Below are 26,603 nucleotides of genomic sequence, written 5' to 3' on the forward strand. Positions count from 1 at the left end.
CTCCAGATCAATAAATCTTGGAGAACTTCTCGATGTTCGACTTGTCGAACTGGAACGGCGGAGCCATCGCAGCCGAGTTGGTGTCGTCGAGCGTGACCTTGCCGACGCGGCCGATCGACAGCGTGGCGCCGGGCTTCGCCTCTTCCTTCTTCACCGCCAGATCATGGGCGAGGTAGACGGCCGAGTAGCCGAGGTCGATCGGATTCCACAGCGCAACCGCCTGGCTGGAACCGTTGTCGATAAACTTCTTGAACTCGGACGGCAGCGCCAGGCCGGTGACATTGACCTTGCCGATCAAGTTCTCATCGGTGACGACCTGGGCGGCGGCAACGACGCCGACGGTGGTCGGCGCTATGATCGCCTTGAGGTTCGGATAGGACTTCAACAGGCCCTTGGCCTCATCAGTGCTCTTGGCCGAATCGTCATCGCCATAGACGGTGGCGACAAGTTTGATCTTGGGGAACTTCTCCGGCAGGATCTTCTTGGCCGCATCGATCCAGGCGTTCTGGTTGGTCGCGGTCGAGGAGGCCGACAGGATGGCGACTTCGCCGCCTTCCGGCAGGTAATCGGCGGCAAGCTTGATGATGGTCTCGCCGATCAGGCCGGTGTCGGACGGGTTGAGGTGAAGCTGGCGGCCTTCCTTGGCGACGCCCGAATCCCAGGAGATGACGGTGATGCCGCGTTCCATGGCCTTCTTCAGCACCGGTACCAGCGCGTCGGCGTCATTGGCCGAAATGGCGATGGCGTTGACCTTCTGCGCGATCAGCGAATTGACCACTTCGATCTGCGCTTCGGCGGTCGCCTTGGTCGGGCCGGTGTAGATGATGTCGACATCGCCGAGTTCCTTGGCCGCCTCTTCGGCGCCCTTGTTGGCGGCATCGAAGAAGCCGTTGCCGAGCGACTTCACCACCAACGCGATCTTGACGTTCTCGGCATAGGCGGCATTCACGAACATGGCGGCTGAGAATGCAGCCGTCACCATCAATTTCTTCAAGAAGCTCATCGAATTTCCTCCCTTGAGCGTTGCATTCCATCGCCGCTGCGAGCGCGAGTTGGCCTCAGGCCTGCAGTGAAGATTCTTCCTTGTTGGTTGCGGATGTGCGGGCGACGATCAGCGTCACGCCGGCGGTTTCCAGCATCTTGGCTTCGCGATCCTCGATGCCGTCATCGGTGATGACGGTGGCGATGCGCGACAGGCCGCACAGGATCAGGCTGGAGCGTTTGCGGAATTTTGAGGAATCGACCAGCACCACCAACTCGTCGGCCTGGTCGATCAGCTTCTGCTCCGCCTGGATCAAAAGCGGATCGCCTTCCATCAGGCCAAGCGGCCCCAGCCCCTGCGCGCCCATGAACATGCGGCGCGCATAGAAATTGCGCGTCACGTCATTGTCGAAGGGAGACAGGATGATGTTCTGCTCGCGATAGATGGTGCCGCCCGACAGCATCACCGTGTTCTTGGAGTGCTTGAGCAGGTGCTCGGCGATCGGGAACGAATTGGTGAAGATCGGCATGCGGCGGCCGGTCAGGAAATGCACCATCTGGAAGGTGGTGGTGCCGCCATTGATGATGATCGGTTCGCCGTCCTTGCACAGCTCGACCGCTTCACGCGCAATCGCCCGCTTCTGCGAGGCGTTGATGGTTTCGTTGACGGAAAAGGGCCGGCCGGCCAGCCCGATGAACTGCGGCGGCGAGATTGCCTCGGCGCCGCCGCGGACGCGGCGCAGGCGCTTCTGGACGTGGAGAGCCGCGATATCGCGCCGGATCGTCGCCTCGGAGGACTCCGTCAGGTCGACCATCTCTTGCACCGTCACAACAGGCTTTTCCTGGACGGCGGACAGAATGATCCTGTGGCGCTCTTTTTCGTGCATGGTTCCTCCCTGCCAGAGCATCTAGGCACCCAAAACGCGCAGTGTCAATCATTTCCGATCATATAATTTCATTGTGCAGTGCAATATGATCGATCTTGATCGTTTGTGATTGACAAGCCGGCTGCTTCCGTGGAAATTCGAACCAAATGGCCGCGCCTTTTGCGTGCCTTCGGGAGGATTTCTTATGCTCGACAAGCGCACCGGCGCGCGCCTCGCCAATCTGTGGGATGAGGCCAAGGCTCACGCGATGAGCGGGCCGGAACTTCTGGTCTACCGCTCGAACACACTTGGCTCGGACAAGCGCGTCACCAACTATGGCGGCGGCAACACGTCCTCGAAGATATGGCAGAAAGACCCACTCACCGGCGAGAACGCCGAAGTGCTTTGGGTCAAGGGCTCGGGCGGCGACAGCGCCTCGATCAAGCTGGACGGCTTTGCCACGCTCTACATGGACAAGCTGCGCGCGCTCAAAGGCCTCTATCGCGGCGTCGAGCACGAAGATGAAATGGTCGGCTTCCTGCCCCACTGCACCTTCAACCTCAATCCGCGCGCGGCCTCTATCGACACGCCGTTGCATGCCTACGTGCCGAAGCCTTTTGTCGACCACATGCATCCCGATGCCATCATCGCCATTGCCGCCGCCAAGGATTCGAAGGCGCTGACGAAAGAAATCTTCGGCGACGCCATCGGCTGGCTGCCGTGGAAGCGTCCCGGGTTCGAGCTTGGTCTTTGGCTGGAGAAATTCTGCCTCGAACACCCCGATGCCAAGGGCGTCATCCTCGAAAGCCACGGCCTGTTCACATGGGGCGACACTCCCCGGGAATGCTACGAGACGACGATCTCGGTGATCAACCAGGCGATCGAATGGTTCGAGCGCCGCTCCGAGGGTGTCGCTATCTTCGGCGGTGAGGAGGTCAAGGCACTCGACGCCACCGAGCGCCGTGCCATCGCGGCCAAACTGATGCCGAGGATTCGCGGCCTGATCTCGGAAAAGAGCCACAAAACAGGCCATTTCGATGATTCCGCCGCCGTGCTCGAATTTGTGAATTCCAGGGATCTGCGCCCGCTGGCGGCACTCGGCACGTCGTGCCCCGACCATTTCCTGCGCACCAAGATCCGCCCCCTGGTCATCGAATTCGATCCGGCCAAGCCCGATGTCGATGCGGTGATTGCGCGGCTTGCCGACGACATCGCAGCCTATCGCGTCGGCTACCAGGCCTATTACGAGGGCTGCAAGCATCCGGATTCGCCCGCCATCCGCGATCCCAATGCCGTGGTCTACCTGATGCCCGGCGTCGGCATGTTCACCTTCGCCGGCGACAAGGCGACGGCGCGCATTTCGGGCGAATTCTATGTCAACGCCATCAACGTCATGCGCGGCGCCTCCACCGTCTCGTCCTATGTCGGGCTGCCCGCACAGGAAGCCTTCGACATCGAATACTGGTTGCTCGAGGACCTGAAGCTGCAGCGCATGCCGAAGCCGAAGTCGCTTGCCGGCCAGATCGCGCTGGTCACCGGCGGCGCCGGCGGCATCGGCCGCGCCACGGCCAACCGCCTGCTGCGCGAAGGCGCCTGCGTCGTGCTGGCCGACATCGACGAGACAGCGCTGGCCGGCGCCAATGACGAACTGGCGAAAGTCTACGGCAAGGATTTCGTCCGCCCGGTGTTGATCAACGTCACCTCGGAGGATCAGGTCATTTCGGGCTTTGCCGAGACGGCGGTCGAGTTCGGCGGCATCGACATTCTGGTGTCGAACGCAGGGCTGGCCTCCTCGGCGCCGATCGAGGAGACGACGCTGGCGCTGTGGAACAAGAACATGGACATATTGTCGACCGGTTATTTCCTGGTCTCGCGGGAAGCGTTCCGGCTGTTCCGCGCGCAGAAGATTGGCGGCAACGTCGTCTTCGTCGCCTCCAAGAACGGCCTTGCCGCATCGCCCAACGCTGCCGCCTATTGCACCGCCAAGGCCGCCGAGATCCATCTCGCCCGCTGTCTGGCGCTGGAGGGCGCGGAGGCGCAGATCAGGGTCAATGTCGTCAACCCGGACGCGGTGCTTCGCGGCTCGAAGATCTGGACCGGCGAGTGGAAGGAACAGCGCGCCGCCGCCTACAAGATGTCGACCGACGATCTGGAGGAGCACTACCGCTCGCGTTCGATGCTGAAGCGCTCGGTCTTCCCGGAAGACATCGCAGAGGCGATCTATTTCCTGGCGTCCGACATGTCGGCCAAGTCGACCGGCAACATCATCAATGTCGACGCGGGCAACGCCCAGTCGTTCACGCGCTGAGCGGAGGAGGACGATGGAACAGATCATCGCCGCCGATACCGTCGACAAGGACAATGCCGCGCGGAAGGCCGACCTCGAACGCGACTACGCCTCGCTCGGCGAACGCCTCGACCGTCGCGGCATCGCCATCGACGCCATCCGCGACAAGGTCGAGAAATTCGCGGTGGCGATCCCGTCCTGGGGTGTCGGCACCGGCGGCACGCGCTTTGCCCGCTTTCCCGGCGCCGGCGAGCCGCGCGACATCTTCGACAAGATCGAGGATTGCGCCGTCATCCAGCAATTGACGCAGGCGACGCCGACCGTCTCCCTGCACATTCCGTGGGACAAGGCCGACCCGAACCGGCTGAAACAGGCCGCCTCGCGCTTTGGCCTCGGCTTCGACGCCATGAACTCCAACACCTTTTCCGATGCCAGGGACCAGAAACTCTCCTACAAATTCGGCTCGCTCTCGCATGCCGATGCCGGGACGCGCCGGCAAGCGGTCGAGCACAATCTCGAATGCATCGAGATCGGCGAGACGCTTGGCTCCAAGGCGCTGACGGTGTGGATCGGCGACGGCTCGAACTTCCCGGGCCAGGTCAATTTCGCCAAGGCGTTCGAGCGCTATCTCGACGCCATGAAAGAGGTTTACGCCGGGCTGCCCGCCGGCTGGAAGCTGTTTTCCGAGCACAAGATGTACGAGCCGGCCTTCTATTCCACCGTCGTGCAGGACTGGGGCACCAACTACATCATCGCCAGGGAATTGGGCGACAAGGCGTTCTGTCTCGTCGACCTTGGCCACCATGCCCCCAACGTCAACATCGAGATGATCGTCTCGCGGCTGATCCAGTTCAAGAAGCTCGGCGGCTTCCACTTCAACGATTCGAAGTATGGCGACGATGATCTCGATGCCGGTTCGATCGACCCCTACCGGCTGTTCCTCGTCTTCAACGAACTGGTCGATGCCGAACTGTCCGGCGCCGAGGGTTTCGACCCGGCCCACATGCTCGACCAGAGCCACAACGTCACCGATCCGATCGAAAGCCTGATGCTGTCGGCGGTCGAGGTGCAGCGCGCCTATGCGCAGGCGCTGCTCGTCGACCGCAAGGCGCTGGAAGGTTTTCAGGACTTGAACGACGCGCTGATGGCGACGCAGACGCTGAAAGCCGCCTACCGCACCGATGTCGAGCCGATCCTCGCCATGGCGCGGCTGAAGACGGGTGGCGCCATTGATCCGGTCGCGGCGTATCGTGCGGCGGGCTACCGGGCGAAAGTCGCGGCGAAGCGCCCGGCGGTTGCGGGCGGTTCAGGCGGGATTGTGTAGGCCTTTAGTTCGATTTTCCGTCGATTGGACAGAGAGGGCGGCACTTGAGCACCCCCCTCTGTCCTGCTGGACATCTCCCCCGCAAGGGGGGAGATTGGCCGCTTCATCGACAGCGCTCTTCCTGCAACGTCGGAGATTGGCGAAAGCAGAGACAACAACCGATCTCCCCCCTTGCGGGGGAGATGTCCGGCAGGACAGAGGGGGGTGTGAAGGATCGCCACCCGTTACTATTGGCTAGACTAACCCACCCCAAGAGGCTCTTCTAGGCGCACCCCTCACGCTCCCGGAGGCACGCCATGCCGCTCACCCGCAGAACACTGATCGCCGCCAGTCTTTGCATCACCTTCGCCCTGGCGCCGTTGACGAGCGCCTTTGCCGCTTCCCCGCAACCGGCCAAGGGCGAGCACGGCATGGTGGTGACGGCCCAGCATCTGGCGTCCGAAGTCGGCATCGAGGTCTTGAAGAAGGGCGGCAATGCTGTCGATGCGGCGGTTGCCGTCGGCTATGCGCTCGCGGTCGTCTACCCCAATGCCGGCAATATCGGCGGCGGCGGCTTCATGACCATCCGCTTCAAGGACGGCAGATCGACCTTCCTCGATTTCCGCGAGCGGGCGCCGCTGGCGGCGACAAAAACCATGTATCTCGACAAGGACGGCAACCCGGTGAAGGGGGCCAGTCTCGACGGCTATCTTGCGGTCGGCGTGCCGGGTTCGGTGGCCGGTCTGGAGATGGCCCGCCAAAAATACGGCAAACTGTCCCGGCAGGATCTGATGGCGCCGGCAATCGGCTATGCCAAGGACGGCTTCATCCTCAACCAGGGCGACGCCGCCTCGTTTGCCGGCAGTGCCGACAGGCTGGCGAAGGACCCCGCGGCCGCCGCCATATTCCTGAAACCCGACGGCAAGCCCTATGGCATCGGCGAGCGGCTGGTCCAGCCCGACCTCGCGGCGTCGCTCGCCGCCATTTCCGAAAAGGGTACGGATGCCTTTTACAAAGGCGCCATCGCCGATGCCATCGTCAAGGCGAGCGGCGCCAAAGGCGGCATTCTCGCCAAACCGGATTTCGAGCAATATGCGGTGCGCGAACTCAAGCCCGTGACCTGCACCTATCGCGGCTACGAGATCACCTCCTCGCCGCCGCCCAGCTCCGGCGGCGTCATCATCTGCGAAATCCTCAACGTTCTGGAGGGCTATCCCTTATCCTACCTCGGTGCCGGTTCTGCCGAGACGATCCACGTCATGATCGAGGCGATGCGCTACGCCTATGTCGACCGCAATTCCGCGCTCGGCGATCCCGATTTCGTCGACAATCCGGTCTCGAAATTGCTTGATAAGGCCTATGCCAAGGATATCCGCGACAAGATCGACCCGTTCCGGGCCGGCGTGTCGCAGGAACTGATGCCGAAGGGCTTTGGCGAGAGCAAGGAGACGACGCATTATTCGATCATCGACGATGACGGCAACGCGGTCGCGGTCACCTACACGCTGAACGGGTCCTTCGGCGCCGGCGTCGTTGCCGACGGCACCGGCATCCTGCTCAACAACGAGATGGACGATTTCACCCAGAAGCCCGGCGTGCCCAACCTCTATGGCCTGGTCCAGGGCGAGGCCAACGCCATCCAGTCGAAGAAGACGCCGCTGTCGTCGATGAGCCCGACCGTGGTGGCCAAGGACGGCAAGCCGTTCATGGTCATCGGCAGCCCGGGTGGTTCGCGCATCATCACCATCACGCTGGAAGCGATCGTCAATGTCATCGACCACGGCATGAACATCCAGGAGGCGATCGACGCGCCTCGCATCCACCATCAATGGCTGCCCGACAAGGTTTATGTCGAGCCGTTCGGCCTGTCGCCGGACACAGAAAAGCTGCTGGCCGGCATGGGATATCACCTCGATCTCGCTGACCAGACCTGGGGGCAGGCGGCCGGCATCCTGGTCGGCGGCAAGAGCCTGGCGGAAATCGAGAAGGGCGGCGGCGCGCGCTACAACGGCGCCATCGACAGCCGCGCGGCCTCTGGCGAGGCGCTCGGATACTGACAGCTCGGAGGAAAAAGCTTGGTGCCGCGCGGCGATTCGGGTTGATCGCCCGCTGCTCAAGTGGATCGGCTCACACCGATTTGACCGTCACAAGACCAGCGTGAGGGTGGACGCAACCAGCATCAAGGCGGCAATGCCGACGAACAGCGCATAGATACGCGGCCGGTCGAGCAGCAGCGCGTTTCCGGATATCCAGGCGGACGTGGCGCCGCCAAGCGCGAAGAGGAAGCCGTTGCGGTGCCCGAAGACCATCGATGCGGCCATCAGCCCGCCAATGATCAGCGCACCGAACACGATGATCACGGCAACGGCATATCTCTCGAAATCATTGCCGCTACCCATGCTCGGGCCGATTGCGTTCAACGTCGGCAGGTCGTCCGGATCGAAGGGGTTCGTCGACCCGTATTCGTCTTGACCGGCAGGCTCTCGCATCATTCGTTCTCCGTATAGCGGCAACAAATCATCAAGCCTTGCCGAGTGCAACCCGATCGCGCTGCCTTGATGCGTTCGACCGGTCCTTGACGTCTTCAGGCGGCGGCTTGCTGCCGGCTTTTTTGGTTCGTTCCTTGGCCGTCTTTGGTCTCTCAGGCAATCCAGGAAACGGCTGCCCAAAGGCGACCGTGGCTTCGTCTATCATGGAATGCCTTCGTGGAGGAAAAATGATGCGAGGCGCGGATTGGGCTTCGCGGGCCGTGATTTTTTGGCGGCCACATCGCACAGCGCTGTTGTACGGGCGAATCGCCTTGCGGCCAAGCGGCGGCTGCGCCTGGCATGCGGTTGCGTAAAAGTTGACTTGTCAGGCCACCAAAATGTTGACTATTAAACTCATGTTTCATAGTCAACCGGGCAGTGGTCACTGGAGACCGTATCCCGAAAAGCAGGGCACGCCGCATTGCAGAGAGACCGAGAGCCCCAGTCGAGAGCCGCGTCCGATCACTTGCGCAGCCGAATGACCCGGCGCCAGGCGCTCGGGCTTTTCACGCTGCCGTTCGCCGGCATGGGGTTCTCCACGGCTGAAGCCCGTCCGTTGCGCATAGTCTGCCTGGATGACGGGTTGACCGAGACCTTGCTCATGCTCGGCGTCAGCCCGGTCGCCATTGCCGATCGGGAGGTCTGGGAGAAATGGGTGGTCGAGCCGCGGCTGCCGCCTGACATCGCCGATGTCGGCACGCTGCTCGAGCCCAATCTTGAATTCCTGCAGCAGCTCAGGCCCGACATCATCCTGTCCATGCCGTATCTCGACGGCATCAAGCCGCTGCTCGAACGCGTGGCTCCGGTGACGACGATCGGTCTCTACACCGAAGCCGGGCAGCCCTATCAGCACGCCGTCGAGGCGACGCGCCAGCTCGCCGGGCTTGTCGGCAAGGAAAGCGAAGGCGAAGCGCTGATCGTGGCGACAGACGCGTATTTTACGGAAGTTCGCCAGCAACTGGCGCCGCTGTCGGCACGGCCGATCTATGTCGTCAGCTTCCTGGACCCCCGCAATGTGCGCGTCTACGGCGCAAAGAGCCTGTTTCAGGAGGTGTTCGACCGCATCGGGCTCAGCAACGCGTGGACGGCCGAGACCAATTACTGGGGGTTTTCGACCGTCGGTATCGACGGGCTGGCAACATCCAGCGATGCGCGCCTCGCCTATCTCGAACCCTTGCCTGAGGGCGCTGGCGGCACGCTGACCGAAAGTCCGGTCTGGAACGCCATGCCTTTCGTGCGCAACCGCTGGATCATGCGCCTTCCTGCCGTCCTGATGTTTGGCGCGCTTCCATCCGCGCGCCGTTTTGCTCGGGTCCTGGCGTCGGCGATGACCGCGGAGGCCGCCCATGGCTGAGGATGCCGCGGCCGTCACTCAAGAAGGAAAGCTTGCGCCGTCGGGCCGCGCCTTGCCATGGGGCTCTCTTGGCAATCAGCCGGTAGGCGCGATCCTGCTTTGCGCGGTGCTGCTCGCGACGGCGATCGCGGCAACCGTCTCAAACCTCACCGTGCAGCTGCCATCGGCGCTCTGGCTCCAATCGCTCGCCGCCCCGGACATTGATGATATGCGGCAGGTGCTCGTCCACTACGCCTTCCTGCCCAGGCTTGCCGTCAGCCTTTTATGCGGTGCGGCGCTCGGGCTTGCCGGAACCGTCCTGCAGCAGGTTCTGCGCAACCCGCTTGCCTCGCCCGAAACGGTTGGCGTCTCGGCGGGCGCCTATCTGGCGCTGGCACTAGCAACGCTTCTGTCACCGTCGCTGCTTGCCTTTGGCCGCGAATGGGTGGCGCTGGGCGGCGCATTCGTTGCCCTTGCCGCCGTCATCGCTCTGTCCTGGCACAAAGGCCTGTCACCGCTTTCGGTCGTGCTGGCGGGGCTTGTTGTCAGTCTCTATGCCGGCGCTATCGGCGCTGCCCTCATTGTGCTGCGGCATGAATGGTTGGCCGGCCTGTTCATCTGGGGCGTCGGTTCGCTGGGCCAGCAGGACTGGTCGATGACACTGTGGCTGTTGCCACGCATCGGCGGCGCGGCACTGGCGATCTTCCTCATGGTGCGGCCGCTGGCCCTGCTTGGTCTCGACGATGAAGGCGCGCGCAGCCTTGGCGTGCCGCTCGGCGCCTATCGCTTCGCAGGACTAGCGGCCGCGGTCGCCCTGATCGCGTTTGTCGTTGCCGCTGTCGGCGTCATCGGTTTCGTCGGCCTGGCTGCGGCGACGCTCGCGCGCATCGGCGGTGCCCGGCGGCTGGGCCAACAACTGGTGATGGCGCCGCTGATCGGCGGGGCGCTGTTGTGGACAGCCGACCAGGCCGTACAGATCGCCACTGGACCGCAAGGCGACCTGCTGCCGACCGGAGCGATCACAGCACTTCTCGGCGCGCCTCTGCTTCTCTGGCTGCTGCCGCGCCTTGCTCTTGGCTCGGAAGTCCCGACCTTGATGGCCGCGCGCCTGCCGCGCGCAAGCCGGCCCGGCCTTGTGCTGGTGGCGATCGGCCTGGCTCTGCTTCTGCTGCTCGGGCTGGCCCTGCTCTATGGACCGGGTCCGCATGGCTGGACCCTCGCCTTCGGCGACCAGTTGCAGCCTTTGCTGTCGTGGCGGTGGCCTCGTGTGCTTGCCGCGCTGAGCGCCGGGGCGATGCTGGCGCTCGCCGGGCTGATGATGCAGCGGCTGACCGGCAATCCGATGGCCAGCCCGGAAGTGCTTGGCATCAGCGCCGGTGCCGCCCTTGGCATGATGGTGGCGCTGTTTGCGCTCTCCGATGCCGGACGCCCGGTTCAGACGGCGGCGGCAACCATCGGCGCCTTCGCCGCTTTGCTGGTGACGCTGGCGATCGGCCGCCGTGCCGCCTATGCGCCGGAGCGGCTGCTGCTCGCAGGCGTTGCCCTGACGGCCTTGTTCGACGCGCTGATCCTGGTGCTCACCGCCACCGGCGATCCGCGTGCCATGCTGCTGCTCAACTGGCTGACCGGCTCGACCTATGGCGTCGATGTCGGTGACGCCTTGCTGACCGGTGGTATCGCCGTCTGCCTCTTCGCGCTCGCGCCTTTCTTCATGCGTTGGCTCGACATCCTGCCGCTTGGCCCCGCCGCTGTGCAGGGCCTTGGCATTGACCTGAAGAGGACGCGGCTTTTCGTGCTGCTGGTGGTCGCGGCACTCACCGCAGCCTCGACGCTGATCGTCGGTCCGCTGACCTTCATCGGCCTGATGGCGCCGCACCTTGCCCGTCGCTTTGGCCTCTCCCGTGCGCTGCCGCAGGCCATTGGCGCGGTGCTCGCCGGCGCGCTGATCATGGTCGCCGCCGACTGGGTGGGCCGCACCGCCATCTTCCCGCGCCAGATCCCGGCCGGTCTCGTCGCCACGCTCATCGGCGGCCCGGTGCTGATGTGGCTGCTGCGCCGCCGCTGACTTTTTTGTCCCTCTGGAGATATCCATGTCCAAGTCGATGGCGGCGCCAGCCTTGATTGCCGACACCACGATCCACGACTTCGTCCCGGCGCAGGGCGGCGCCCCCTGGCGGATATTCCTGCATGTGCCGTCCGGGCCGGTGCCAGAAGCCGGCTGGCCGGTCCTCTACATGACCGACGGCAATGCCGTCATCGGCACGGCGGTCGACGCCGTGCGCGCGCAGGCCTTCTATCCAACGGGCACCAATGTCGGCTGGGGCGTCATCGTCGCCATTGGCTATCCCGTCGAGGGCGGCTACGACCCGTTGCGCCGCTCATGGGACCTCGGCCCGCCGCCGGGCAAGACCTATCCGCCCTTCTACGAGGGCACGCCCGAAGTCCGGACGGGTGGGGCAGCGGAATTCCTTGCCTTCATCGAAGACGAGCTGAAGCCATGGGTCGCCGGTCGGGTCACGGTCGACACAAGCCGCCAGGCGCTTTATGGCCATTCTTTCGGTGGTCTGTTTGCGCTCTATGCCTTGTTCACGCGGCCTTCTGCCTTCCAGACCTGGATCGCGGCAAGCCCCGCCCTCTATTGGGAAGAGCGTGCCATCGACCGCTTTCTCGAAACCTTCGAGGCCGCCGTTCCCGCTGGTTTGGCGGCGACCATGATCCTGTCGGCCGGCGAGTACGAGACCGAGAAGCTGGCACCGTTCCAGATTGGCGCCGAGGACGAGGAAAAGCGCCTGCGGCAGAAGAAGGTGACACGCACCGACGAATTCGCGCGGGCAATGGCGCAGCGGCTTGATGCTCTCCCGGGCGTGCGCGCGCGCTTCGAGCTGCACGCCGGCGAGAACCACATGTCGATCCTGCCGGTCACGGTCAATCGCGCGGTTCAGGCAGCGTTTGCGGTCAGGGCTTGCGACTAACGGCCTTCACCTCTCAACGCTGCGATGGCTTGTTCCCGTTGTGCGGCTGCGTCCGCGTCCATAGCGCCAAAACGCAGGGCACAGCGGAATTTTTCCCCGGGTACGACGCGAACCAGGCGGCCTCTTTCCTTGGCCGCAAGATAGCCGTCTGGTTCGGCGGTGGCCGGCAGCACGAGGCCAAGTGCGTCCTGGTCGGCGCCGCGCGTGATCCAGCGGACGGCATAATTGAGCTCGTCGGGGCGAAAGCTGACGAAATCCGCCGTACGGTCCGGATGGACCTGCAAGGCGTGCGCCCAGCCCTGGAGGTCCGCCTTAGCCCTCATCGTCAGCACGAGTTCTGGGTCGATCGGCTCGCCCTTGGTCAGCAGGCGATGCCGCGAAGGATCGGCGACAACGGCATCGCGGTAAGCAAGGTAGCTTTCGCTCGGTGTGAAAAAGGGCGGCAGCGTCTGGCGCACGACAATGTCCGCGGAATCATCCGCTACGGTGTCGACCAGGCGCCCGCCGTCGGCCGGCTTGAAATTGATGTGCGCCAGGTACATCAACTCCATGGCCGAGCGTTTCAGGTTCTCGATCACGATGTCGACTGCGACGCTGCTGGCATCGAGTTGCAGCCGTACGGTCGGCTCCATCACATAGTCATGGCTGAAAGCGACGGTCTGTCGGCAGCGCCCCGTCAGCGCCAGGAAGGGTCCTTCGGAATTGCTGCCGGCGATCAGTTGCACGTCCTGATAAGGCGCATTGGGCAGATCGCCGTGAAGCGGGTGACGATCATCCGGGCCCGGATTTCCCATTGCGGTAGCGCCGCAGTGAATGAAGAACGCGCCGTAGTTGGAAAGATAGTCCCGGGTCGCGACCGGCTCATCGAACATCGAGCGCATGGTCAGGGAGCGGCCGAGGAAGGTCACGTCCCAGATCTGCTGTCCTTGGAACGGCAGCATGACGATTTCGCCCTTCGCGTTGCTGATCCGAAGCCCGGCAACGCCGGATCGATAGCGAAAGGCGGTGGCGACAAGCCCGCGATAGCGCGCGACGATGGTTTCCGACGGGCCGAACTGCTCGGGCACGAGGTCGACGAAGACGTGATCGGAGTGGTCCAGATGCATTGTTTCGACCTCTATCTTCCGCAAGCGTGCGTTCCGATAGTCGCAGGAAACATCTGGAAATCAACGGCAGCGCGTCTCACAGCTTCTGCCAGGACGGCTGGTGGCAGAGCTTCGCGCCCTCCTGGGAGAGCGCTTCGAACTGCAAGCTTGCCAGGCAATATCCCGCGATTGCTTATCCGCGAGCCGGCGGCAGCTCGAACAAAGTGGCGCCGTTCTCCCGGCCGCGCTCGACATAGCCGATAACGCCAAACCATCTTGCGACATCCGGCCCCTGCAGCCAGCTGCGCGAGTGGATGGCGAGGTTGCCGGCGAGCGCCTGGATGTGCCGGATATGCCGCTTGCAGAAGCGAACGGTCGCCGCACGGAAGAAATCCTCCCGTGCGGCGAACAGCGTGTCGGCGGCGTCGCTGTTCTCGTGCCAGGCGATAATCGCCACGGCCTTGTCGCCCTCGACAAGCGCGTGCGCGCGGCCCTCCTTCAAATTCATCATCAGATTGTCGTAGGCGATCTTGCTGTCCTTGCCGGCCGCCACGTATTCGTCCGACATCCGCTTGGACAGACCGCGAAAGACATCCTCCAGATCCCCAAGCGTTGCTGCGCGTGCTCTCATTTCACCTCCTGCAGCCCCGGCAGGCAGTTTGCCCCAGGGTTGACGGGTGGCCAAGCAAATTAAATCCGCATGCAGGCAGAAGAGCGCAAACTTGTTTCGGCCAATGATGCTTGCGGTGACCGGTTGGCCAGCTTTTATGGCCACCCTGCTGGCCGTCACCAAGCGGCAGATATTTTGGCTGCGACTCCCGGTGAGCCGACGCCTTGCACACAGCGCCCACGCGGCCAGATTAGCGGCCGGCCGGGGGATGCAGCCTTGTGTCGAGAGCAAAAGTTTCCTGGAGCTTCAGCGCATAGGTATCTGTCGCTACGCTTGCCACGAAGATCAAGTTCCAGCTATGTGAAGAGACCGCACTCGGTATCGCCACCACGCGATGGCCCATCAGAAGGTCATCCCCGAATGCCTGCTGACCCGCGCTTGGTATGCCGGGGCGCAGCCAGTTCGGATTGGGCACGCTTGCAGGATCGACGACATGTATAGCCGATGCATCGCTGATGACAGCGGCTGTTAACGTGTGAGGAACTGTGTCGAGGGCGCGAAAACCCTTATGTACGGCGACTTCGAGGATAGCCGTGGCGGGATCGATCGAGCAGTACACAGCTCTTACGCCCTTGCTGTTCCAGCGGCCGCCCACCCGATAGGCACCTTCGCCACTATTCCATGTCGCGGCATGGACGGCCTGGTCAAGCCGCCACGCGATGAGTTCCGTTCCTCCGAGCGCTATTGGCAGAGGCGTCATTCATAGACGCCGTATTCAAGCCGTTCGAGATAGTCTTCGACCAGTTCCACGCCGGCGGGAGTGCCCAGAAGATCGATCGGACGGCGCTGGTCGAGACCGATCGCCGGGCGCTCCAACCATTGCTCAGCTTCCGCCTGCGTACCGAGGACATCCGTCGCCTTCGCCAGGATCTCTGCGAATTTCCAAGTCCGTCCGCTTTGCTCTTGGCTAAGAGGCTTGGATGGAGCGTCTTTGCGGCGCTGCCAGGTTCGCAGGCTCATACCAACCGCCTTTTCGAGGGACGCCGTCTTGTCAATGAAGACCAGTTGTCCGACGAGATGGTTTAGCGCCGAGGCCGGCAGGCCACTTAGAAGCAATTCATGCGCATCAAGTGCGCTGGTCAATCGACGCGACAATATACGAGACCCGCCGAGCAGTGCCTCCACTCGTTGGAGACCGCCGTCTCTCGCTTCCGTAACGACCTTATCCGCCGTAGCCGTCATGTGCGCCTCCTGCGTCAACTGTCGCGTAAAATATGACAGTTGACGGTGGCGATTTCAAGTGGGCAGCGGGCGCTACTTGAACCCAGTCCGGAAGATATGACCGAGTGCGCGGCGTCGGTAGCCAGATGATTAGAATTAAGGCCGGAAAGGCGGTCGTATCTGACGTAGTGGGCAGGGTCTTGACGGCGCGCAAGACGGCTAAGCGTCCAACGATTAAGTCATTGATATTGTCTGGAAAATGGTGCCCAGAGGCGGAATGGGCAGATCGCTGAAAAAAGACAGCAAAATCAACGTCGAGGCCAACGAGTTTGCTCGGGCTGTGTAGCACCAGTGCGGGGCACTGTCCAGACTGCGATGTCGTACGCGACTACGGTCGAGCCTTTGGGAAGTTGGCCGGATTGGTACTCCATGGCATACATGCCTTCCCAAAACGCAACCCGAAGTGCGCGTATTTGCGATTCCGATAGGTGATAAAATTGTTACCAGAGTCAGATGCGCGCAAGAAGAGGTACCCTCAAGAGGACAAAGAAAGGCTGCTTGCCGTCTTCAATGAACATCTCAACCGAGGGATGACACAGATTGCCGCCGCTGCGCGGGCGGGCGTACCATGGCGGACTCTCAATCGCTGGGAAGATGAGCAGCGTCTGCAGAGCAAGGACCCCGGGGAAGGAGAAAAAGCGGTCGAAGACTGCATCCGGGTCCTGTCGAGCTATGACAGGTTTGCTGAAGATCAGGTCATCACGGCCCTGTTTAGCATGATAGCGTGGCGCCGATGGCCAAGTTTGATGCACCAACATTCCGCCTACGTGATGCTTCTCTGCTGTGTCTATTTGTCGAGAAAATACAATGTTAAAAAATTCAGCGAATTGACTGAGCTTCAAAAGCAATGCTTCGGCGGCTGTCTCGATTTGAGAAATATCGCTGGACTGATTCTTGGCACCTTGCTCACCCCCTTATATTTTGATCTTGATGGGCCGGATCCGAAGGTCAGATACTCAAACAAAGATCTCAGCGCGGACGTGGGCGAGTTTTTCATAAATGCTAAGGCAAACGATCTGACGCCCAGCATCAACAAGGCGTTTCGCATACTGGAGGCTCGGGCATTCTCGAGACCATTTGAGATGGGAGAGTCGTCCTTTCGAACGTTCTGGAAGCATAACGCCGCCGTAATTCCTTTCGATTATGTCGAGGCAAATAGCTTCGCGAGCCTAGAGTTTGATCTTAACCCGGAAGATCCAGATTTCGTTGAGCAGTTTGACGGCCTAATGGGCAAGATGCCGGAGGTCGCCCGATATTTAGCCGCCTCTAAGTGGGCGGTTGCGGAGTTCAAATCGGCCTTAGATTACCGTGCATTGAAGACGATCTGGTTTCCCGGATTTCCAGCTTCCGTTGAGCCGTTGCCGCTGCCTCCAGTAAAGTTCAGTACGGATGTATGGGCCGCGCTTAAATAGGCGCAGGCTATCTGTCTTCAGTCCAGAAACCTGTTTGAGAACAGCAGCTTGGGATGGAGTGAAACCTAAGCCATATTCGCACACGCGCCTCTCGCAGTTATATTGGCCGGGCCTGTCTAAATCAGGCAAAGTCAACCGGAGATGCCATGTGATCGTTCGAGGTCAACCTTAAGCTTCAGGCCAGATACCCGGTCAGAGGCGCCTTACCGAGCGACTGTCACGTCGGCTCATCCCAACCCGCAGCAATGACATCAACCTTAGTGCGTAAAGGGCTGGGGCGGCTGCTTGCTGAATGAAATCACAAGGAAAAAACCGATGGACGTTATCGATGAAATAAAGGAAGCGCTGGAATTCCTAGAGGAGCACATCGAGTTAGATGATGAGGAGTACATATCTAGCTTTGCGCACCAAGCGATAATCGGCATGCAATGCGCGTTTGAGGAAAAGTACGAGTTCGTGGCGCCGGACGATTCGAACGATCTGCTGAGGCAGCTGATCTTCATTGGCGAGTACACATTCGGTGGAGTAGGAGTTGTTAAATTCTCACGCAAGATGGCTCATCTGTACGTTATCGTCGTGTCGACGCTCCTGTACGACGGCGGCTACAGTGTCTCTTTGCTCGGGTATTTGAGGCTTTTCGTAATTGTTTTGGAGTTGGAGCCCATGCTTGCAATCGAAAAGCAGGGCAACGACTGGTTCCTGATCAGTTCACCGGCCTTCGAGCAGATCTACGACACTCGCATGTTCGTGAAGATCCCTGAGGCTGTTTGTTAACAGATCCAATGACGTTAGACCCGGCGGCCGAAGAGAAGGTCGCCGGGCCGATGCGCAGCTGCTCTGGCAGGCGCCGCCCCCTGTCACAGCGGATGCACCGTGGGCCACAACCACGAGCTCAAGGGGATTGCCGATCATCATTCGCGCCTGATCGCTGGTTCATAAAAAGAGGTCGAAATGTCCCTTTCAACGCGCATGTTCGAATCTGAGTTTGAAATACGTGATGCTTTGAAGTCGATCATTGTTGGGGCACAAGCAGCGGCTGAAGCAGCGGGCGTTCGCTACAAAGGCGATCCTTCGGCGGTGACATTCTCTGTCCGTGGCCTCGCCCAGCGGCAGTCCAACAACAACTCGTTGGTTGAAGCGTCTGGGTTCGACGGCCTTGCCTTTGAACAGGCCGTCCACCGCGATTTCGACTCGCTTGATTGTGCTGCGCCGAGAAGCGCCGCATGCGTCTACGAGCAGTTCCGCGCTCGGCTGACGGCAATTACATCCATCGCTGACGTTATGGACGGCGAGCCTAATCTGAATTCGATCACCATCGCCGATCTAAACCACCGCGTTCCGGCGGGGCAGTTGCTCGGCTTCTCACCTCGACGGCCTGCGGCCATCCTTGGAACGATTCACCGCAATCTAAAAAGTCGACACGTGCCATCCAAAGGCATTGCGGTTGTTGAAGTGTCTGCTGTCGACATCGACGGTGCGATGGTTTTCGAACCTCACCTCCATGCCATCATCGCTGGTCCGACCTTGGACGAGCTAAACATCGCAGTTCCTAAGGCCCCACACGTCAGATCCAAAACCCAGTCTGTTTTCCATTTGCGGGGTCACCTTCTCTATATGACGAAATTCAAGCCCGAGTTCCGTTCATCGTATGAAGCCGAGAACGGCAGGCCAAGTCGGCGGCGCAACAAGATGGCACCATCTGAACGCGCCGAATGGTTGTCATGGTTCGCCCACCACGGCATTCGGGAACTGGTGATCAGCTGTGGCCTGCGGCCGAAATTGATCGACACGTTCCTGACTGCCGACATGGGCGACTTGCTTGACCAACTTGGCGTTCGACGGCCTCAACGAGTTCCTGGCAGCGTTCTACGGCCCAGTTGATGCTGCGGGCCTTAAAACTGCATAGCGGCCGAATGGGTTCGAAATACAAAAAAGTGTGACGGTAAAAATTGGTGGGAAAGGTGGGAAACGATGAATTTCCCACTTTCGAAAAAGGAGAAAAAATATGTCGACCTTGTCCGAAGGAGCACCTGACCCGGCCAATGAGTCCCCCGGCATTTTGGACGCTGTTAAGAGTCAGAACCGGCAGACCCACTTCAAATTCGGCACGGCCTCCAGCGCGGTTTGGTTCTCAACGACGGACCTCATTGAAAACGACAAGAACGTTTTCTCCCGACTGGCGGCTGCCGGGATGACGTATCTCACGACTCGCAAGCGCAATTCAGTCAAACAAATGATCGAAGAGCACCCGCATTTTCGGGACGGCTTGATAGCATCCCGGCCCGGGTGGCTGACCGACACTATCTACGTTTTTGGCGACGGGTCTATTTGCCGCGCGGACGGGTCGGCAACCGAGATCATAGTCACGTTCGATACCAATGTGCGCCACACGCCCCTTGGCAGCCTTGCCGAATGGAAAGCTGGACTATCCGCGATAGGAGGCAAGGAACCAATAACGCTTTTCCTGCAGGCGTATGCGCTGTTAGGGCCGCTTCTGAGGTTCGCGCCATCCCATGTTCTGAACCCCTACATTGAATTGATAGGTCAGCCGGAGTCCGGGAAAACGACATTCGCCATGCTTGCGGCTTCCATCCATGTCGGTGATCCTTCAAGTGGGATCGGCGGCGGTGTAACTTGGAATTTGTCGGAGGCGTCGTTCGATCAACTCCGCAAGCCGTACAACGACTCAATGCTTTTTATCGACGAACAGAACGAAATGGATAGCTCGCTCCAGATCAGTGGAAAAATGGCATTCAAGCAGGCTTCGAGCAGCGGAAGGCGCAAGTTCGACCACCCACCAGCGGAAAGCCTTCGAATGGCACTTCTAAGCACGGGCAATGTTTCGACCCGTGACGGAATGAAGGGACCCGATGGTGCTGTTCACGCCGTAGCCAGCCGCACCTGCGAAATAGCCTTTCGGGGGCCGCTCATGCGTGAGATTCCAGCGGGCTTCCCTGACACTATGTCTGCCACCAACCACATTCGGGTAATCTGCAACCAACAGTATGGGACAGCTGGCCGCGCGTTCATTCAGGAGGTTGCAACTGCTGCTGCCCAAGATCCGGTCAGATTTCGCTCGCGGATTGAGGAGCTGATGACGACCTTCAGGGCTAAGGTCGGCGGCGTAGCGCTACCCAGTCGCATCATTGATACGTTCTCGATTACGTATGCGGCTGGTCGCATGGCGAAACAATGGGGCATCTTACCGGACAACGAGGCGTCGGTGATGGATGCCTGCATGTATGCGCTTGAACTTGTCCCTAAAACCCGGAGTCCTCAAGCTGTCGTTCAGAAATCGGGGCTTGAAGTAATAAGAGAGGTTTTGAGGTCCAAAGGACGTTTTGTTTTCGATCTCCCTAAGAATGGTCGGGTGCCCCATGCGTCTGATTTTGCATACAAGTGGAAAACCAAAAATGGCGAGATACTCTACTACGTCGAGCCCTGCAAACTTCGTGCTGAAATCAACTCGGACATGTTGCGCATACTGAAGGAGTTGCGAGGGCAAGGTGACCTAATTACGGAAAAAGGTAAGAATCCGAAGCTTTCTATAAAAGCGCCGCGTTACATTCCAGTCTCCGGAAGGCGCGTTTACTGCTTAAGGATCGACCCTCTGCTCTAGATGGATGTTCGCCCCTCACAATGAACATGCTGGGCCACGCCTTTGCTGGATCTCGCATAGACGGTCGTGGCGGTTGTTCGCGGCCAGTTTTTGCACGCCTGCCACGTTCTGATTGCTCCTGGAAAAATCATGTAACAACCCCCGCTGACGTGGCGGGCTGCCGTCCAACATGTTGATTTTGTTAGGAAAATCTTGACAATTCGACGAAGATTGATATAATACGCCCTGTTCAGAAGGCCGATTTTGGCCCCTGAATTGCCTAAAAAGGTGGGTATGTGACCAACTTCACGACAGGGCTTCGAGCCCGGCTTTTGCCGCCTTCGGCTTCGTGCCGACGCCACCGATCATCATCTGAAAATTCAACCTTGAGGCCCCGTTTGGGGCCTTTATCTTTTTGGAGAGCTAAATGACCAGCGCCGCTGTTTCCGCCACAACTTCAACCGCCTTGCCAGCACTAATCGTCTTAGGCCTCGATGACGGCGGCAAAGCCCACGCCTCATGGTTCGACGAGGCGGAAACAGACGCCGCCGAGAAGGCGGCTGGCATGATGGGCATGGCCGCCCTTCGAGCGTCGACCGATGAGTTGCGCGATCTGGCTGGCAGGCTGCCGCACGGCAAGGTGTTCGCCTCCGGCAAGGCGTTCGTGCCCTTTGTGAAGGCTGCGACGTTCGACAAAATCGCCACGCACTTGCCGAGCTCCTATAAGTGGCCAATCCGTGCGGCAAAACCCGCTGCCGACAAACCCAAGTCCGGCAGAAAGGCTTCGGCCGCCACTGCTGCACAATCGGGTGATCCGAACGAAGGTCTGACCGTACCCGAGGGGTTCGACAAGATCATCTTCGGCAGCTTGGTGCTGGCCTGCGAAGATCCGAGCGACGGCTGGTTTCATGCCCACGTGATCCAAGTCAGCGCCGACGAATTGTACACCCTCAAGTGGCGGGATTTTCCCGACTGGCCGGTCATTGTTCGTCGCACTCAGCACCTTGCCCTGTTGCATCCCCGTCATGCCGAATGACATCCGCAGCTCCCTTTGTGACTGTTCGCGTAAATCAACTGCCGGGATCGACGATGACCGACAAAGCACCTGAAATTCGACGCCTCAACGATGCCTTCCGCCGCAGCTTCATCGGCGGCCATGTCGTGGTCACCAGCGGTGTAGCCGCCCTTGCAGATACCGAACGCCGGGCGCTGCTGCGCTCGGTGAGGGCACGAAGCTTTCGACAGCGACAATGATCCTTTTGCCGAGCATGATTTCGGCGCCGTCGAGCTGGAGGGCTCAAGGTTCTTCTTCAAGATCGACTACTACGCGCCGGACATGCAATCGGGGTCACCTGACCCGGCAAACCCGGAAGTGACGCGCCGAGCGCTGACGATCATGCGGTCGGAGGAATATTGATGGGCAAGGCGTGGCAAATTGCAGGCTTCACTCGCCGGGCGATTGTCCTGGCGCTGTCAACGGCCGCCCTAGTCCCGTTTGCAAAATCGGCTGCCCTTGAACACGCGACGGATGCAATGGGTGATGTAGACCCGCTACTGATGCAAGCGATCTGCGCGCACTGTGCCGCGTATTCAGATGTCGGTCGGCTGGCACGCAAAGCAGATGCCGCGGACTCCGGTTCAGCGGTGAGTACCGAGGACACCGGCGCGCTCAATCTTGCTATTGATGTCGAACGCCAACTCCTCATGTCGGTGTGCGCCTATCCAGCTCACAACGATGCTGAGCGCCATGACAAGGCTACCTACCTGCTTGGCATATTCGACGGCGACGAGCCGTCGGGCGAGCACGTCACCGCTCTTCTGACTTCGATGAAGATGGGGGCACTGGCTCATTCGCCTGGGAACCTTCCTCCAGTTCGTACGGCTTGACGAGTTCGAGATGGCTGACGCCGAGCGCCTTGGCAATTTCAGACAGGGTTTCCACAGTCGGGTTGCGTTTCCCGCGCTCGAGGTCGCTGATGTACTGCTGGCTGACATTGGCGAGTTCAGCGACTCTCTCCTGCGTCAGGCCGCTCGCGGCCCGTAAACGAGCAAAGTTCTTTCCGACCAGTTTGCGCATCTCCATGCGAAAGCAATCGGGGAATTTCGACGTTGAGTTTATCAACTATAGTATGTAAATCGCTGTTGCTGGCGACGGTATCGGAGGGGGAATAATGACGGACTGGTACTATGATGAGAATGGTGCGCAGCGCGGGCCGGTGTCAGAGGGAGACCTGAACACCATGCTCGTCAATCGTTTGCTGTCGCCCCACACGTTGGTTTGGACAGCCACCCTAGGATCGGGCTGGAAGCCAGCTTCGCAGACGCATCTCGAAGCAGCACCGCAGGCGGTCAAGCCGCCGCCGCTGCCGTCTGCAAAAAACGTACCGCCCCCGCTGCCAGCTACCATCAATCCCTCACTGCCGCATCAGCTAGCGGGGGTTGCTGCCTCAACTGGCGAGCCGCCAAGCGACTTTCATCCTGAGCGAGTTCCCGCACACGACCACTATGCAAAGTGGATGGCGTTCTGGCCGCTGCTGCTGATGGTTGTCGACATGGTTCTGGCCGCCGACGGCAACAACATAGAGTACGGCCCGTATTCCCGCGTGGCTCCCTTCCTAGCAGTTTGGGGCAGCTTAATATTCGCCGTCTTGGATGCGCGCAACGTTTACAACAGTTGGCGAAATCCCAAGCGCATGGCACTTGTGCCGTTCATCCTCCTTAGCCCGCTGGTGTACTTTTGGCGTCGCGCTTGGCTTCTCAAGACTGGTTACGCGTACATGGGAATCTGGGCGGGTTGTGCCCTTGTATATGCCATTGCCTTCGCCGTGATGGCACAGTCATGACAATCTTCTCAAAGGGGCCGTTCATCAGGGCCACCGCGCTCGGCGGCGCGCTTGTCCTGTCGGCGGCAGGTTATGCAGGGGCGGCTCAAATCATAGACGACAAAGGCGCGGTCTACGGGGAGATGAGTGCTACCGAACAGATTTGCGAATTCGTCAAAAGCCCTGCGCTGACAGCGCTAGCGGAACTTGGCGCTTTCGACCCTAAGGGTCAAAGTCAGCTTGTTGGCGAAATATCGCAGACACTAAATGCGTTCTTGTCGAAGAAGGTCCAAGAAATTGGCGAGCCCGACCGACTTGCCATATCACCAAGCTCTGCAACGGTGAGCATGATCGAAAGCCGCTTCGCACTATGCTTGAACTCCGGCATTGAAGAGCAAGTTGCTGTCAGCCTTTTGGAAAAACTATTCAGAAAGACGCCCTATTCCGGGACAGACCTCGGTCAGATATTTTTGGGCGAGAACCCGGTCCGGTTAGCCACAGTGATCTACATCTCTGCGATGTCAGACGGGCGGGCATTTATCGAAAACAATCTCAAGGAACTGGAACCGCGCGTGAGCGCTGCGCTTTCCGCGGCTAAAGCGTCGAATAATTTTGGCGGTTCAGATCAAGCAGGAGATGACTTGGATTCGGTCATGGGCGGGCCGCCAGTCTACGTGCAATACACCTGTGAAATTTCTGGCTCGGAAGTCCTAGGGGTTCCGAACATTAACGGCAGGGATAAGATTGTCACGGCCGAAATCGGCGTGAAGAGGGATGGAACCGCAATCATCAATGGCAAGCTCGTACATCCAGCGCAACTTGTTCCGGCCAATGCGGGGACAGACCTGCCGTTCAATGGCGTTGTATACGGAGCGCTTGATGTCAAAAACGCGCTGTTTTCAACAGGAGGCCTAGGGCCGGGTCTGCTCAATCCAAGCCAGCAGGAGCTTCAAGACTTCGAGAAATTGAAGGGGATGGTCGATGGCGTGACCAATTCCCTACTCGAGGGCCGGACCCGCTATCTTGGCATCTCGCTGGCGAATAACACCATCTTCCTGACCGATGTCACATCAGATGGCAAGTTGGTGAACCGCAACGCCCCGAACTGCAGCAAAACGCAGTGAGACGCCTTTGAAAACGGCCCTGCTGTCGCGAGCATGGGCAATTTTGGCGGCACCTGTCACATCGGCCGAAATGCTTCGGTACCTCAACCCGCCCCAGCTTAGGGCCTCGATAGGTGTTTTTCAGGCCGTACAGGGGCCGCCAGCGCGCGAAATCGCCTTCGGGCTCGTGGTTATGTCAGGCAAGCGTGCACGCCGGGCCAGCCTCGCCGCAGGCAATCGAAAAATCGTTGAATTTTGGCGTCGGGCAGGCTTGTCGACCCCCATTTGGTTTGCTCAGGCCAACGGCTGGTGAACTCTGATTTTGGGGCCGAGAGGGGAGAGGGGCGCGCCAGCCCACATGCCAGCAATCCGATGCTCGGTCAGGTCTGGAGACGAGCGGACGTTTCTCCAAGCAACCGAACGTAGTCTGCCTCCGGCGGCCCGTAGGTGCCATTTGCAGATGCCATAAGGCCAATGCGGTTCCGGATATGCACTTCGCCACGTCGAGAATAGATGAGCCCGCGTCCTTCCAGCACCTGAAGCCCAACAGTAACTCCCGGGCGTCTTGCTCCGAGCATGACGGCTAGAAATTCGTGGGTGATCGCAAGGCGGTTACCCTGGACCCGATCATCACACATCAGAAGCCATCGCGCCAAACGCTCTTCAAGGTTTGATTTTGCGTTGATCAGGGCCGTATAGCTGGTTTGGATGTGGAAGTAGTGGACATAGCGTAACAGGGAGAGGCGCTATGTTGGGCTGTTCGCAAGAGCCGTCTTGAATGGCTCGGCTCCAATCCGCAAGGCGTTGCCCGGCGACTGGACGTAACAATCATGCGCCGCATAGTCCGCGCCCATCACGAGCGCCGCACCAGTCATCCCCTCAAATCCAACGAGCCCAACCTCAGCTTCCTTTCCCGACGCTGTTGCGACGACAGAAGCAATGCCATCCTGCGGGAAGTAAACCGTCACGATATCAGAATCGGCTTTCTCCAGGTTCATTCTCAAATTGAGGGCACATCGCTCAAGATGTGGCTTCAAAAGCGCTAGGTCATCGGGGTTGAGCCGACGCAGCAATTCGTTTTGATAAGAATTGTTCTCTGGATTGGTCATAGCTCAATCCCGCTTGGGGCAAGAGCTTTCCAATCTCCTTGCCGTCCGCGCCCGTAAAAACGTGCAGACGATCCTGCGACCCTACGCGCCTTGGCGCGACAATCATAGGAGAATGCGAATCGATGCACGGCGAGCCCCCGCCACCGTGATTACAAAAGACCTGGAAGAAATGTCAGAGTTGGAAACGTACTAACCTCGAGTTAGTACGAAAACGACATTCCCCGCGCGAGTGCGGGTAGCTTAACGAACGTAAGCGGCAACGGCGTATCTTAGCTTCTGATTGCAGCGATGCGAGGCATGGCCGAGCCTCGTATCGACTCTCGTGCACGTCTCGCCATCTTGTACCTGCGTCGCGCCCTGACTACATCCTCCGCCTGCTCTCGCGACATCTCCACCGCGCCGCCAAACGGCTTCTTTTCTGGCATTCGATTGTCGTTGGAATTTTGTGTCACCGCCATGTCCGTCTCCGTTCGGAGCCGAACTTTGATTTGCCGGAACTGTTCCATGCAGCGCCGACTGGTGGTGAGTGTGTTTTCAGCTGAGAAAAACGTTGTCGCGTGACTCAGATGCCCGAGGTCAAATCCGCAGCACTGCAGTTGCTAGCCTTGCATCAGAAACGCCACTTGGAACCCGGTGAGAGAACACGTCGAGCAGGTGGACGTATTCAGTCAATCTTGCCGGGCCGACTGGCCTTGAATGCTTCCAAGTCCAACTGGGCGCGACTGGCATGAAGCAATGCTGCGATCAAATTTTCGTCGGCTGACTTTTTGCCGGTGTATAGGCGCACAAGCTCGCGCGCCTGGACCTCCCAATCGGATTCCGGGCTATCCCTGACGGCTGACGTAAGAGCCCGGGAGAGTATGTCGAAATCCAACAACGAAATACCCGGTCGACTTCCTTTCACGGCCAAATCCATCCTGTTGATCTGCGGGTTTCGCGACACTCGAAAGGTAGATAATGACGAGCACCGGCATCACCAAAATTGGGTCCCATTCCTTCGCGTGCTCAACTTTCGGAAGCTCTCGGGTGACAGACCTTAGAACCCAGCAGCTCCGCGTAAATACCGCAGTGCACCACCATCGCAATTACAAAGGTTAAGGGGCAGGCACAAGGCCGACTAGCTGCGGCTTTCCTTGTTCAACTTATCTCCTAGCGGCCCTGCCGTCCGTCGAACGCGTCAAACATTAGAGGAACTTAATTCACCTAAGTGGCTTGTCTCGAGATGAACGACCATGCCCAGAAGTTCGTACCCGGCCCCCCACCAAAATGGCAGAACCGGAAGGGAATCTTGATCTCGGCTGCAGTCGTTGTGC

The 26,603-nt window shown here is 60.0% G+C and carries 24 protein-coding genes and 1 pseudogene; 16 read left to right on the forward strand and 9 right to left on the reverse strand.

Annotated features, from left to right (window positions below):
* Positions 1–7 precede the first annotated feature (7 nt).
* Together rhaS and NKI21_RS20840 are read right to left on the reverse strand one after the other, a co-directional pair.
* Positions 8–1,003 (reverse strand): rhamnose ABC transporter substrate-binding protein, encoded by a 996-nt coding sequence (gene rhaS / locus NKI21_RS20835; RefSeq protein ID WP_023813908.1) that lies wholly within the window; start codon positions 1,001–1,003, stop codon positions 8–10.
* 55 nt (positions 1,004–1,058) lie between these two features.
* Complete coding sequence (locus NKI21_RS20840) at positions 1,059–1,868, reverse strand: DeoR/GlpR family DNA-binding transcription regulator (protein ID WP_023813909.1); 810 nt, start codon at positions 1,866–1,868, stop codon at positions 1,059–1,061.
* Positions 1,869–2,052: 184 nt separating this feature from the next.
* Between NKI21_RS20840 and NKI21_RS20845 the strand changes: the two genes are divergently transcribed.
* The 3 genes from NKI21_RS20845 to ggt all read left to right on the forward strand — a co-directional run bounded on the left by NKI21_RS20845 (position 2,053) and on the right by ggt (position 7,494).
* Entirely contained in the window at positions 2,053–4,155 is a 2,103-nt protein-coding gene (locus tag NKI21_RS20845) for a bifunctional rhamnulose-1-phosphate aldolase/short-chain dehydrogenase (RefSeq protein WP_352441456.1), read from the forward strand.
* 13 nt (positions 4,156–4,168) lie between these two features.
* Positions 4,169–5,458 carry an L-rhamnose catabolism isomerase gene (gene rhaI / locus NKI21_RS20850; RefSeq protein ID WP_352441455.1) on the forward strand — a complete coding sequence of 430 codons (1,290 nt, stop codon included), beginning with the start codon at positions 4,169–4,171 and terminating at the stop codon, positions 5,456–5,458.
* A gap of 296 nt (positions 5,459–5,754) precedes the next feature.
* Complete coding sequence (gene ggt / locus NKI21_RS20855; protein WP_352441454.1) at positions 5,755–7,494, forward strand: gamma-glutamyltransferase; 1,740 nt, start codon at positions 5,755–5,757, stop codon at positions 7,492–7,494.
* A gap of 87 nt (positions 7,495–7,581) precedes the next feature.
* On the opposite strand, the gene NKI21_RS20860 is transcribed toward ggt, so the two are convergent.
* Entirely contained in the window at positions 7,582–7,929 is a 348-nt protein-coding gene (locus NKI21_RS20860) for a hypothetical protein (RefSeq protein ID WP_032808338.1), read from the reverse strand.
* A gap of 514 nt (positions 7,930–8,443) precedes the next feature.
* Here NKI21_RS20860 and NKI21_RS20865 point away from each other — a divergent pair.
* Genes NKI21_RS20865 through NKI21_RS20875 form a run of 3 tightly spaced genes read left to right on the forward strand, consistent with a single transcriptional unit; the run spans position 8,444 to position 12,270 of the window.
* On the forward strand, positions 8,444–9,319 hold the full coding sequence (locus NKI21_RS20865; RefSeq protein WP_352441453.1) for an ABC transporter substrate-binding protein: 876 nt from the start codon (positions 8,444–8,446) through the stop codon (positions 9,317–9,319).
* Positions 9,312–11,363, forward strand: coding sequence for a Fe(3+)-hydroxamate ABC transporter permease FhuB (fhuB, locus tag NKI21_RS20870; protein ID WP_352441452.1), 2,052 nt, complete (start codon positions 9,312–9,314; stop codon positions 11,361–11,363). The genes NKI21_RS20865 and fhuB overlap by 8 nt, the downstream gene beginning before the upstream one ends.
* Positions 11,364–11,388: 25 nt before the next feature.
* A complete protein-coding gene (locus NKI21_RS20875; protein ID WP_352774571.1) occupies positions 11,389–12,270 on the forward strand; it encodes an alpha/beta hydrolase in 882 nt (293 codons plus the stop codon).
* On the opposite strand, the gene NKI21_RS20880 is transcribed toward NKI21_RS20875, so the two are convergent.
* From NKI21_RS20880 to parS, 4 genes are all read right to left on the reverse strand, one after another.
* Complete coding sequence (locus NKI21_RS20880; RefSeq protein ID WP_352441450.1) at positions 12,267–13,376, reverse strand: DUF4432 family protein; 1,110 nt, start codon at positions 13,374–13,376, stop codon at positions 12,267–12,269. The genes NKI21_RS20875 and NKI21_RS20880 overlap by 4 nt on opposite strands.
* Before the next feature lie 172 nt (positions 13,377–13,548).
* Positions 13,549–13,986, reverse strand: a complete 438-nt coding sequence (locus NKI21_RS20885; protein WP_023813918.1) for a hypothetical protein — start codon at positions 13,984–13,986, stop codon at positions 13,549–13,551.
* A gap of 229 nt (positions 13,987–14,215) precedes the next feature.
* Positions 14,216–14,725, reverse strand: a complete 510-nt coding sequence (locus NKI21_RS20890; protein WP_352441449.1) for an RES family NAD+ phosphorylase — start codon at positions 14,723–14,725, stop codon at positions 14,216–14,218.
* Positions 14,722–15,207 carry a type II RES/Xre toxin-antitoxin system antitoxin gene (gene parS, locus NKI21_RS20895; protein WP_352441448.1) on the reverse strand — a complete coding sequence of 162 codons (486 nt, stop codon included), beginning with the start codon at positions 15,205–15,207 and terminating at the stop codon, positions 14,722–14,724. Before parS ends, NKI21_RS20890 begins: the two co-directional genes overlap by 4 nt.
* A gap of 476 nt (positions 15,208–15,683) precedes the next feature.
* On the opposite strand from parS, the gene NKI21_RS20900 reads away from it, so the two are divergent.
* The 8 genes from NKI21_RS20900 (at position 15,684) to NKI21_RS20935 (ending at position 22,143) form a co-directional block, all read left to right on the forward strand.
* Positions 15,684–16,658, forward strand: coding sequence for a hypothetical protein (locus NKI21_RS20900; RefSeq protein ID WP_352867031.1), 975 nt, complete (start codon positions 15,684–15,686; stop codon positions 16,656–16,658).
* A gap of 315 nt (positions 16,659–16,973) precedes the next feature.
* Positions 16,974–17,432 (forward strand): hypothetical protein, encoded by a 459-nt coding sequence (locus tag NKI21_RS20905; RefSeq protein ID WP_352867033.1) that lies wholly within the window; start codon positions 16,974–16,976, stop codon positions 17,430–17,432.
* A gap of 177 nt (positions 17,433–17,609) precedes the next feature.
* Positions 17,610–18,539 carry a hypothetical protein gene (locus NKI21_RS20910; protein ID WP_352867036.1) on the forward strand — a complete coding sequence of 310 codons (930 nt, stop codon included), beginning with the start codon at positions 17,610–17,612 and terminating at the stop codon, positions 18,537–18,539.
* A 124-nt stretch (positions 18,540–18,663) separates the two neighbouring features.
* Positions 18,664–20,277, forward strand: a complete 1,614-nt coding sequence (locus NKI21_RS20915; protein WP_352867038.1) for a DUF927 domain-containing protein — start codon at positions 18,664–18,666, stop codon at positions 20,275–20,277.
* Positions 20,278–20,683: 406 nt separating this feature from the next.
* Positions 20,684–21,292, forward strand: coding sequence for a hypothetical protein (locus NKI21_RS20920; RefSeq protein WP_352867042.1), 609 nt, complete (start codon positions 20,684–20,686; stop codon positions 21,290–21,292).
* A 53-nt stretch (positions 21,293–21,345) separates the two neighbouring features.
* Positions 21,346–21,510, forward strand: coding sequence for a hypothetical protein (locus tag NKI21_RS20925; protein ID WP_352867044.1), 165 nt, complete (start codon positions 21,346–21,348; stop codon positions 21,508–21,510).
* A 34-nt stretch (positions 21,511–21,544) separates the two neighbouring features.
* Positions 21,545–21,673, forward strand: a complete 129-nt coding sequence (locus NKI21_RS20930; RefSeq protein ID WP_352867157.1) for a DUF3768 domain-containing protein — start codon at positions 21,545–21,547, stop codon at positions 21,671–21,673.
* Entirely contained in the window at positions 21,673–22,143 is a 471-nt protein-coding gene (locus NKI21_RS20935; RefSeq protein ID WP_352867045.1) for a hypothetical protein, read from the forward strand. Before NKI21_RS20930 ends, NKI21_RS20935 begins: the two co-directional genes overlap by 1 nt.
* Here the strand turns inward: NKI21_RS20935 and NKI21_RS20940 are convergent.
* Positions 22,064–22,339 carry a helix-turn-helix domain-containing protein gene (locus tag NKI21_RS20940; protein ID WP_352867048.1) on the reverse strand — a complete coding sequence of 92 codons (276 nt, stop codon included), beginning with the start codon at positions 22,337–22,339 and terminating at the stop codon, positions 22,064–22,066. The genes NKI21_RS20935 and NKI21_RS20940 overlap by 80 nt on opposite strands.
* Before the next feature lie 88 nt (positions 22,340–22,427).
* Here NKI21_RS20940 and NKI21_RS20945 point away from each other — a divergent pair, with 88 nt between their 5' ends.
* Together NKI21_RS20945 and NKI21_RS20950 are read left to right on the forward strand one after the other, a co-directional pair.
* The gene (locus NKI21_RS20945; protein ID WP_352867050.1) at positions 22,428–23,099 is read left to right on the forward strand and encodes a DUF4339 domain-containing protein; all 672 of its coding nucleotides are present in this window, start codon (positions 22,428–22,430) and stop codon (positions 23,097–23,099) included.
* Positions 23,096–24,202: a hypothetical protein gene (locus tag NKI21_RS20950; protein WP_352867053.1), complete on the forward strand. Its 1,107-nt coding sequence runs from the start codon at positions 23,096–23,098 to the stop codon at positions 24,200–24,202. Before NKI21_RS20945 ends, NKI21_RS20950 begins: the two co-directional genes overlap by 4 nt.
* Positions 24,203–24,561: 359 nt before the next feature.
* Here the strand turns inward: NKI21_RS20950 and NKI21_RS20955 are convergent.
* Positions 24,562–25,290: pseudogene (locus NKI21_RS20955) on the reverse strand (Crp/Fnr family transcriptional regulator).
* Positions 25,291–26,603: the final 1,313 nt, after the last annotated feature.

Origin of the sequence: Mesorhizobium sp. M0715 (genome assembly GCF_040320355.1) — a bacterium.
Classification (GTDB): Bacteria; Pseudomonadota; Alphaproteobacteria; order Rhizobiales; family Rhizobiaceae; genus Mesorhizobium.

Bases quoted from the DNA above. Each gene is read 5' to 3' on its own strand.
- rhaS (WP_023813908.1), bottom strand. From the start codon at position 1,003: ATGAGCTTCTTGAAGAAATTGATGGTGACGGCTGCATTCTCAGCCGCC.
- NKI21_RS20880 (WP_352441450.1), bottom strand. From the start codon at position 13,376: ATGCATCTGGACCACTCCGATCACGTCTTCGTCGACCTCGTGCCCGAG.
- NKI21_RS20910 (WP_352867036.1), top strand. From the start codon at position 17,610: ATGTCCCTTTCAACGCGCATGTTCGAATCTGAGTTTGAAATACGTGAT.
- NKI21_RS20875 (WP_352774571.1), top strand. From the start codon at position 11,389: ATGTCCAAGTCGATGGCGGCGCCAGCCTTGATTGCCGACACCACGATC.
- NKI21_RS20860 (WP_032808338.1), bottom strand. From the start codon at position 7,929: ATGATGCGAGAGCCTGCCGGTCAAGACGAATACGGGTCGACGAACCCC.
- NKI21_RS20890 (WP_352441449.1), bottom strand. From the start codon at position 14,725: ATGACGCCTCTGCCAATAGCGCTCGGAGGAACGGAACTCATCGCGTGG.
- NKI21_RS20950 (WP_352867053.1), top strand. From the start codon at position 23,096: ATGACAATCTTCTCAAAGGGGCCGTTCATCAGGGCCACCGCGCTCGGC.
- NKI21_RS20845 (WP_352441456.1), top strand. From the start codon at position 2,053: ATGCTCGACAAGCGCACCGGCGCGCGCCTCGCCAATCTGTGGGATGAG.
- NKI21_RS20920 (WP_352867042.1), top strand. From the start codon at position 20,684: ATGACCAGCGCCGCTGTTTCCGCCACAACTTCAACCGCCTTGCCAGCA.
- NKI21_RS20865 (WP_352441453.1), top strand. From the start codon at position 8,444: ATGACCCGGCGCCAGGCGCTCGGGCTTTTCACGCTGCCGTTCGCCGGC.
- NKI21_RS20945 (WP_352867050.1), top strand. From the start codon at position 22,428: ATGACGGACTGGTACTATGATGAGAATGGTGCGCAGCGCGGGCCGGTG.
- fhuB (WP_352441452.1), top strand. From the start codon at position 9,312: ATGGCTGAGGATGCCGCGGCCGTCACTCAAGAAGGAAAGCTTGCGCCG.
- NKI21_RS20840 (WP_023813909.1), bottom strand. From the start codon at position 1,868: ATGCACGAAAAAGAGCGCCACAGGATCATTCTGTCCGCCGTCCAGGAA.
- NKI21_RS20935 (WP_352867045.1), top strand. From the start codon at position 21,673: ATGGGCAAGGCGTGGCAAATTGCAGGCTTCACTCGCCGGGCGATTGTC.
- ggt (WP_352441454.1), top strand. From the start codon at position 5,755: ATGCCGCTCACCCGCAGAACACTGATCGCCGCCAGTCTTTGCATCACC.
- NKI21_RS20905 (WP_352867033.1), top strand. From the start codon at position 16,974: ATGGACGTTATCGATGAAATAAAGGAAGCGCTGGAATTCCTAGAGGAG.
- NKI21_RS20925 (WP_352867044.1), top strand. From the start codon at position 21,346: ATGACCGACAAAGCACCTGAAATTCGACGCCTCAACGATGCCTTCCGC.
- parS (WP_352441448.1), bottom strand. From the start codon at position 15,207: ATGACGGCTACGGCGGATAAGGTCGTTACGGAAGCGAGAGACGGCGGT.
- NKI21_RS20885 (WP_023813918.1), bottom strand. From the start codon at position 13,986: ATGAGAGCACGCGCAGCAACGCTTGGGGATCTGGAGGATGTCTTTCGC.
- NKI21_RS20940 (WP_352867048.1), bottom strand. From the start codon at position 22,339: ATGGAGATGCGCAAACTGGTCGGAAAGAACTTTGCTCGTTTACGGGCC.
- NKI21_RS20915 (WP_352867038.1), top strand. From the start codon at position 18,664: ATGTCGACCTTGTCCGAAGGAGCACCTGACCCGGCCAATGAGTCCCCC.
- rhaI (WP_352441455.1), top strand. From the start codon at position 4,169: ATGGAACAGATCATCGCCGCCGATACCGTCGACAAGGACAATGCCGCG.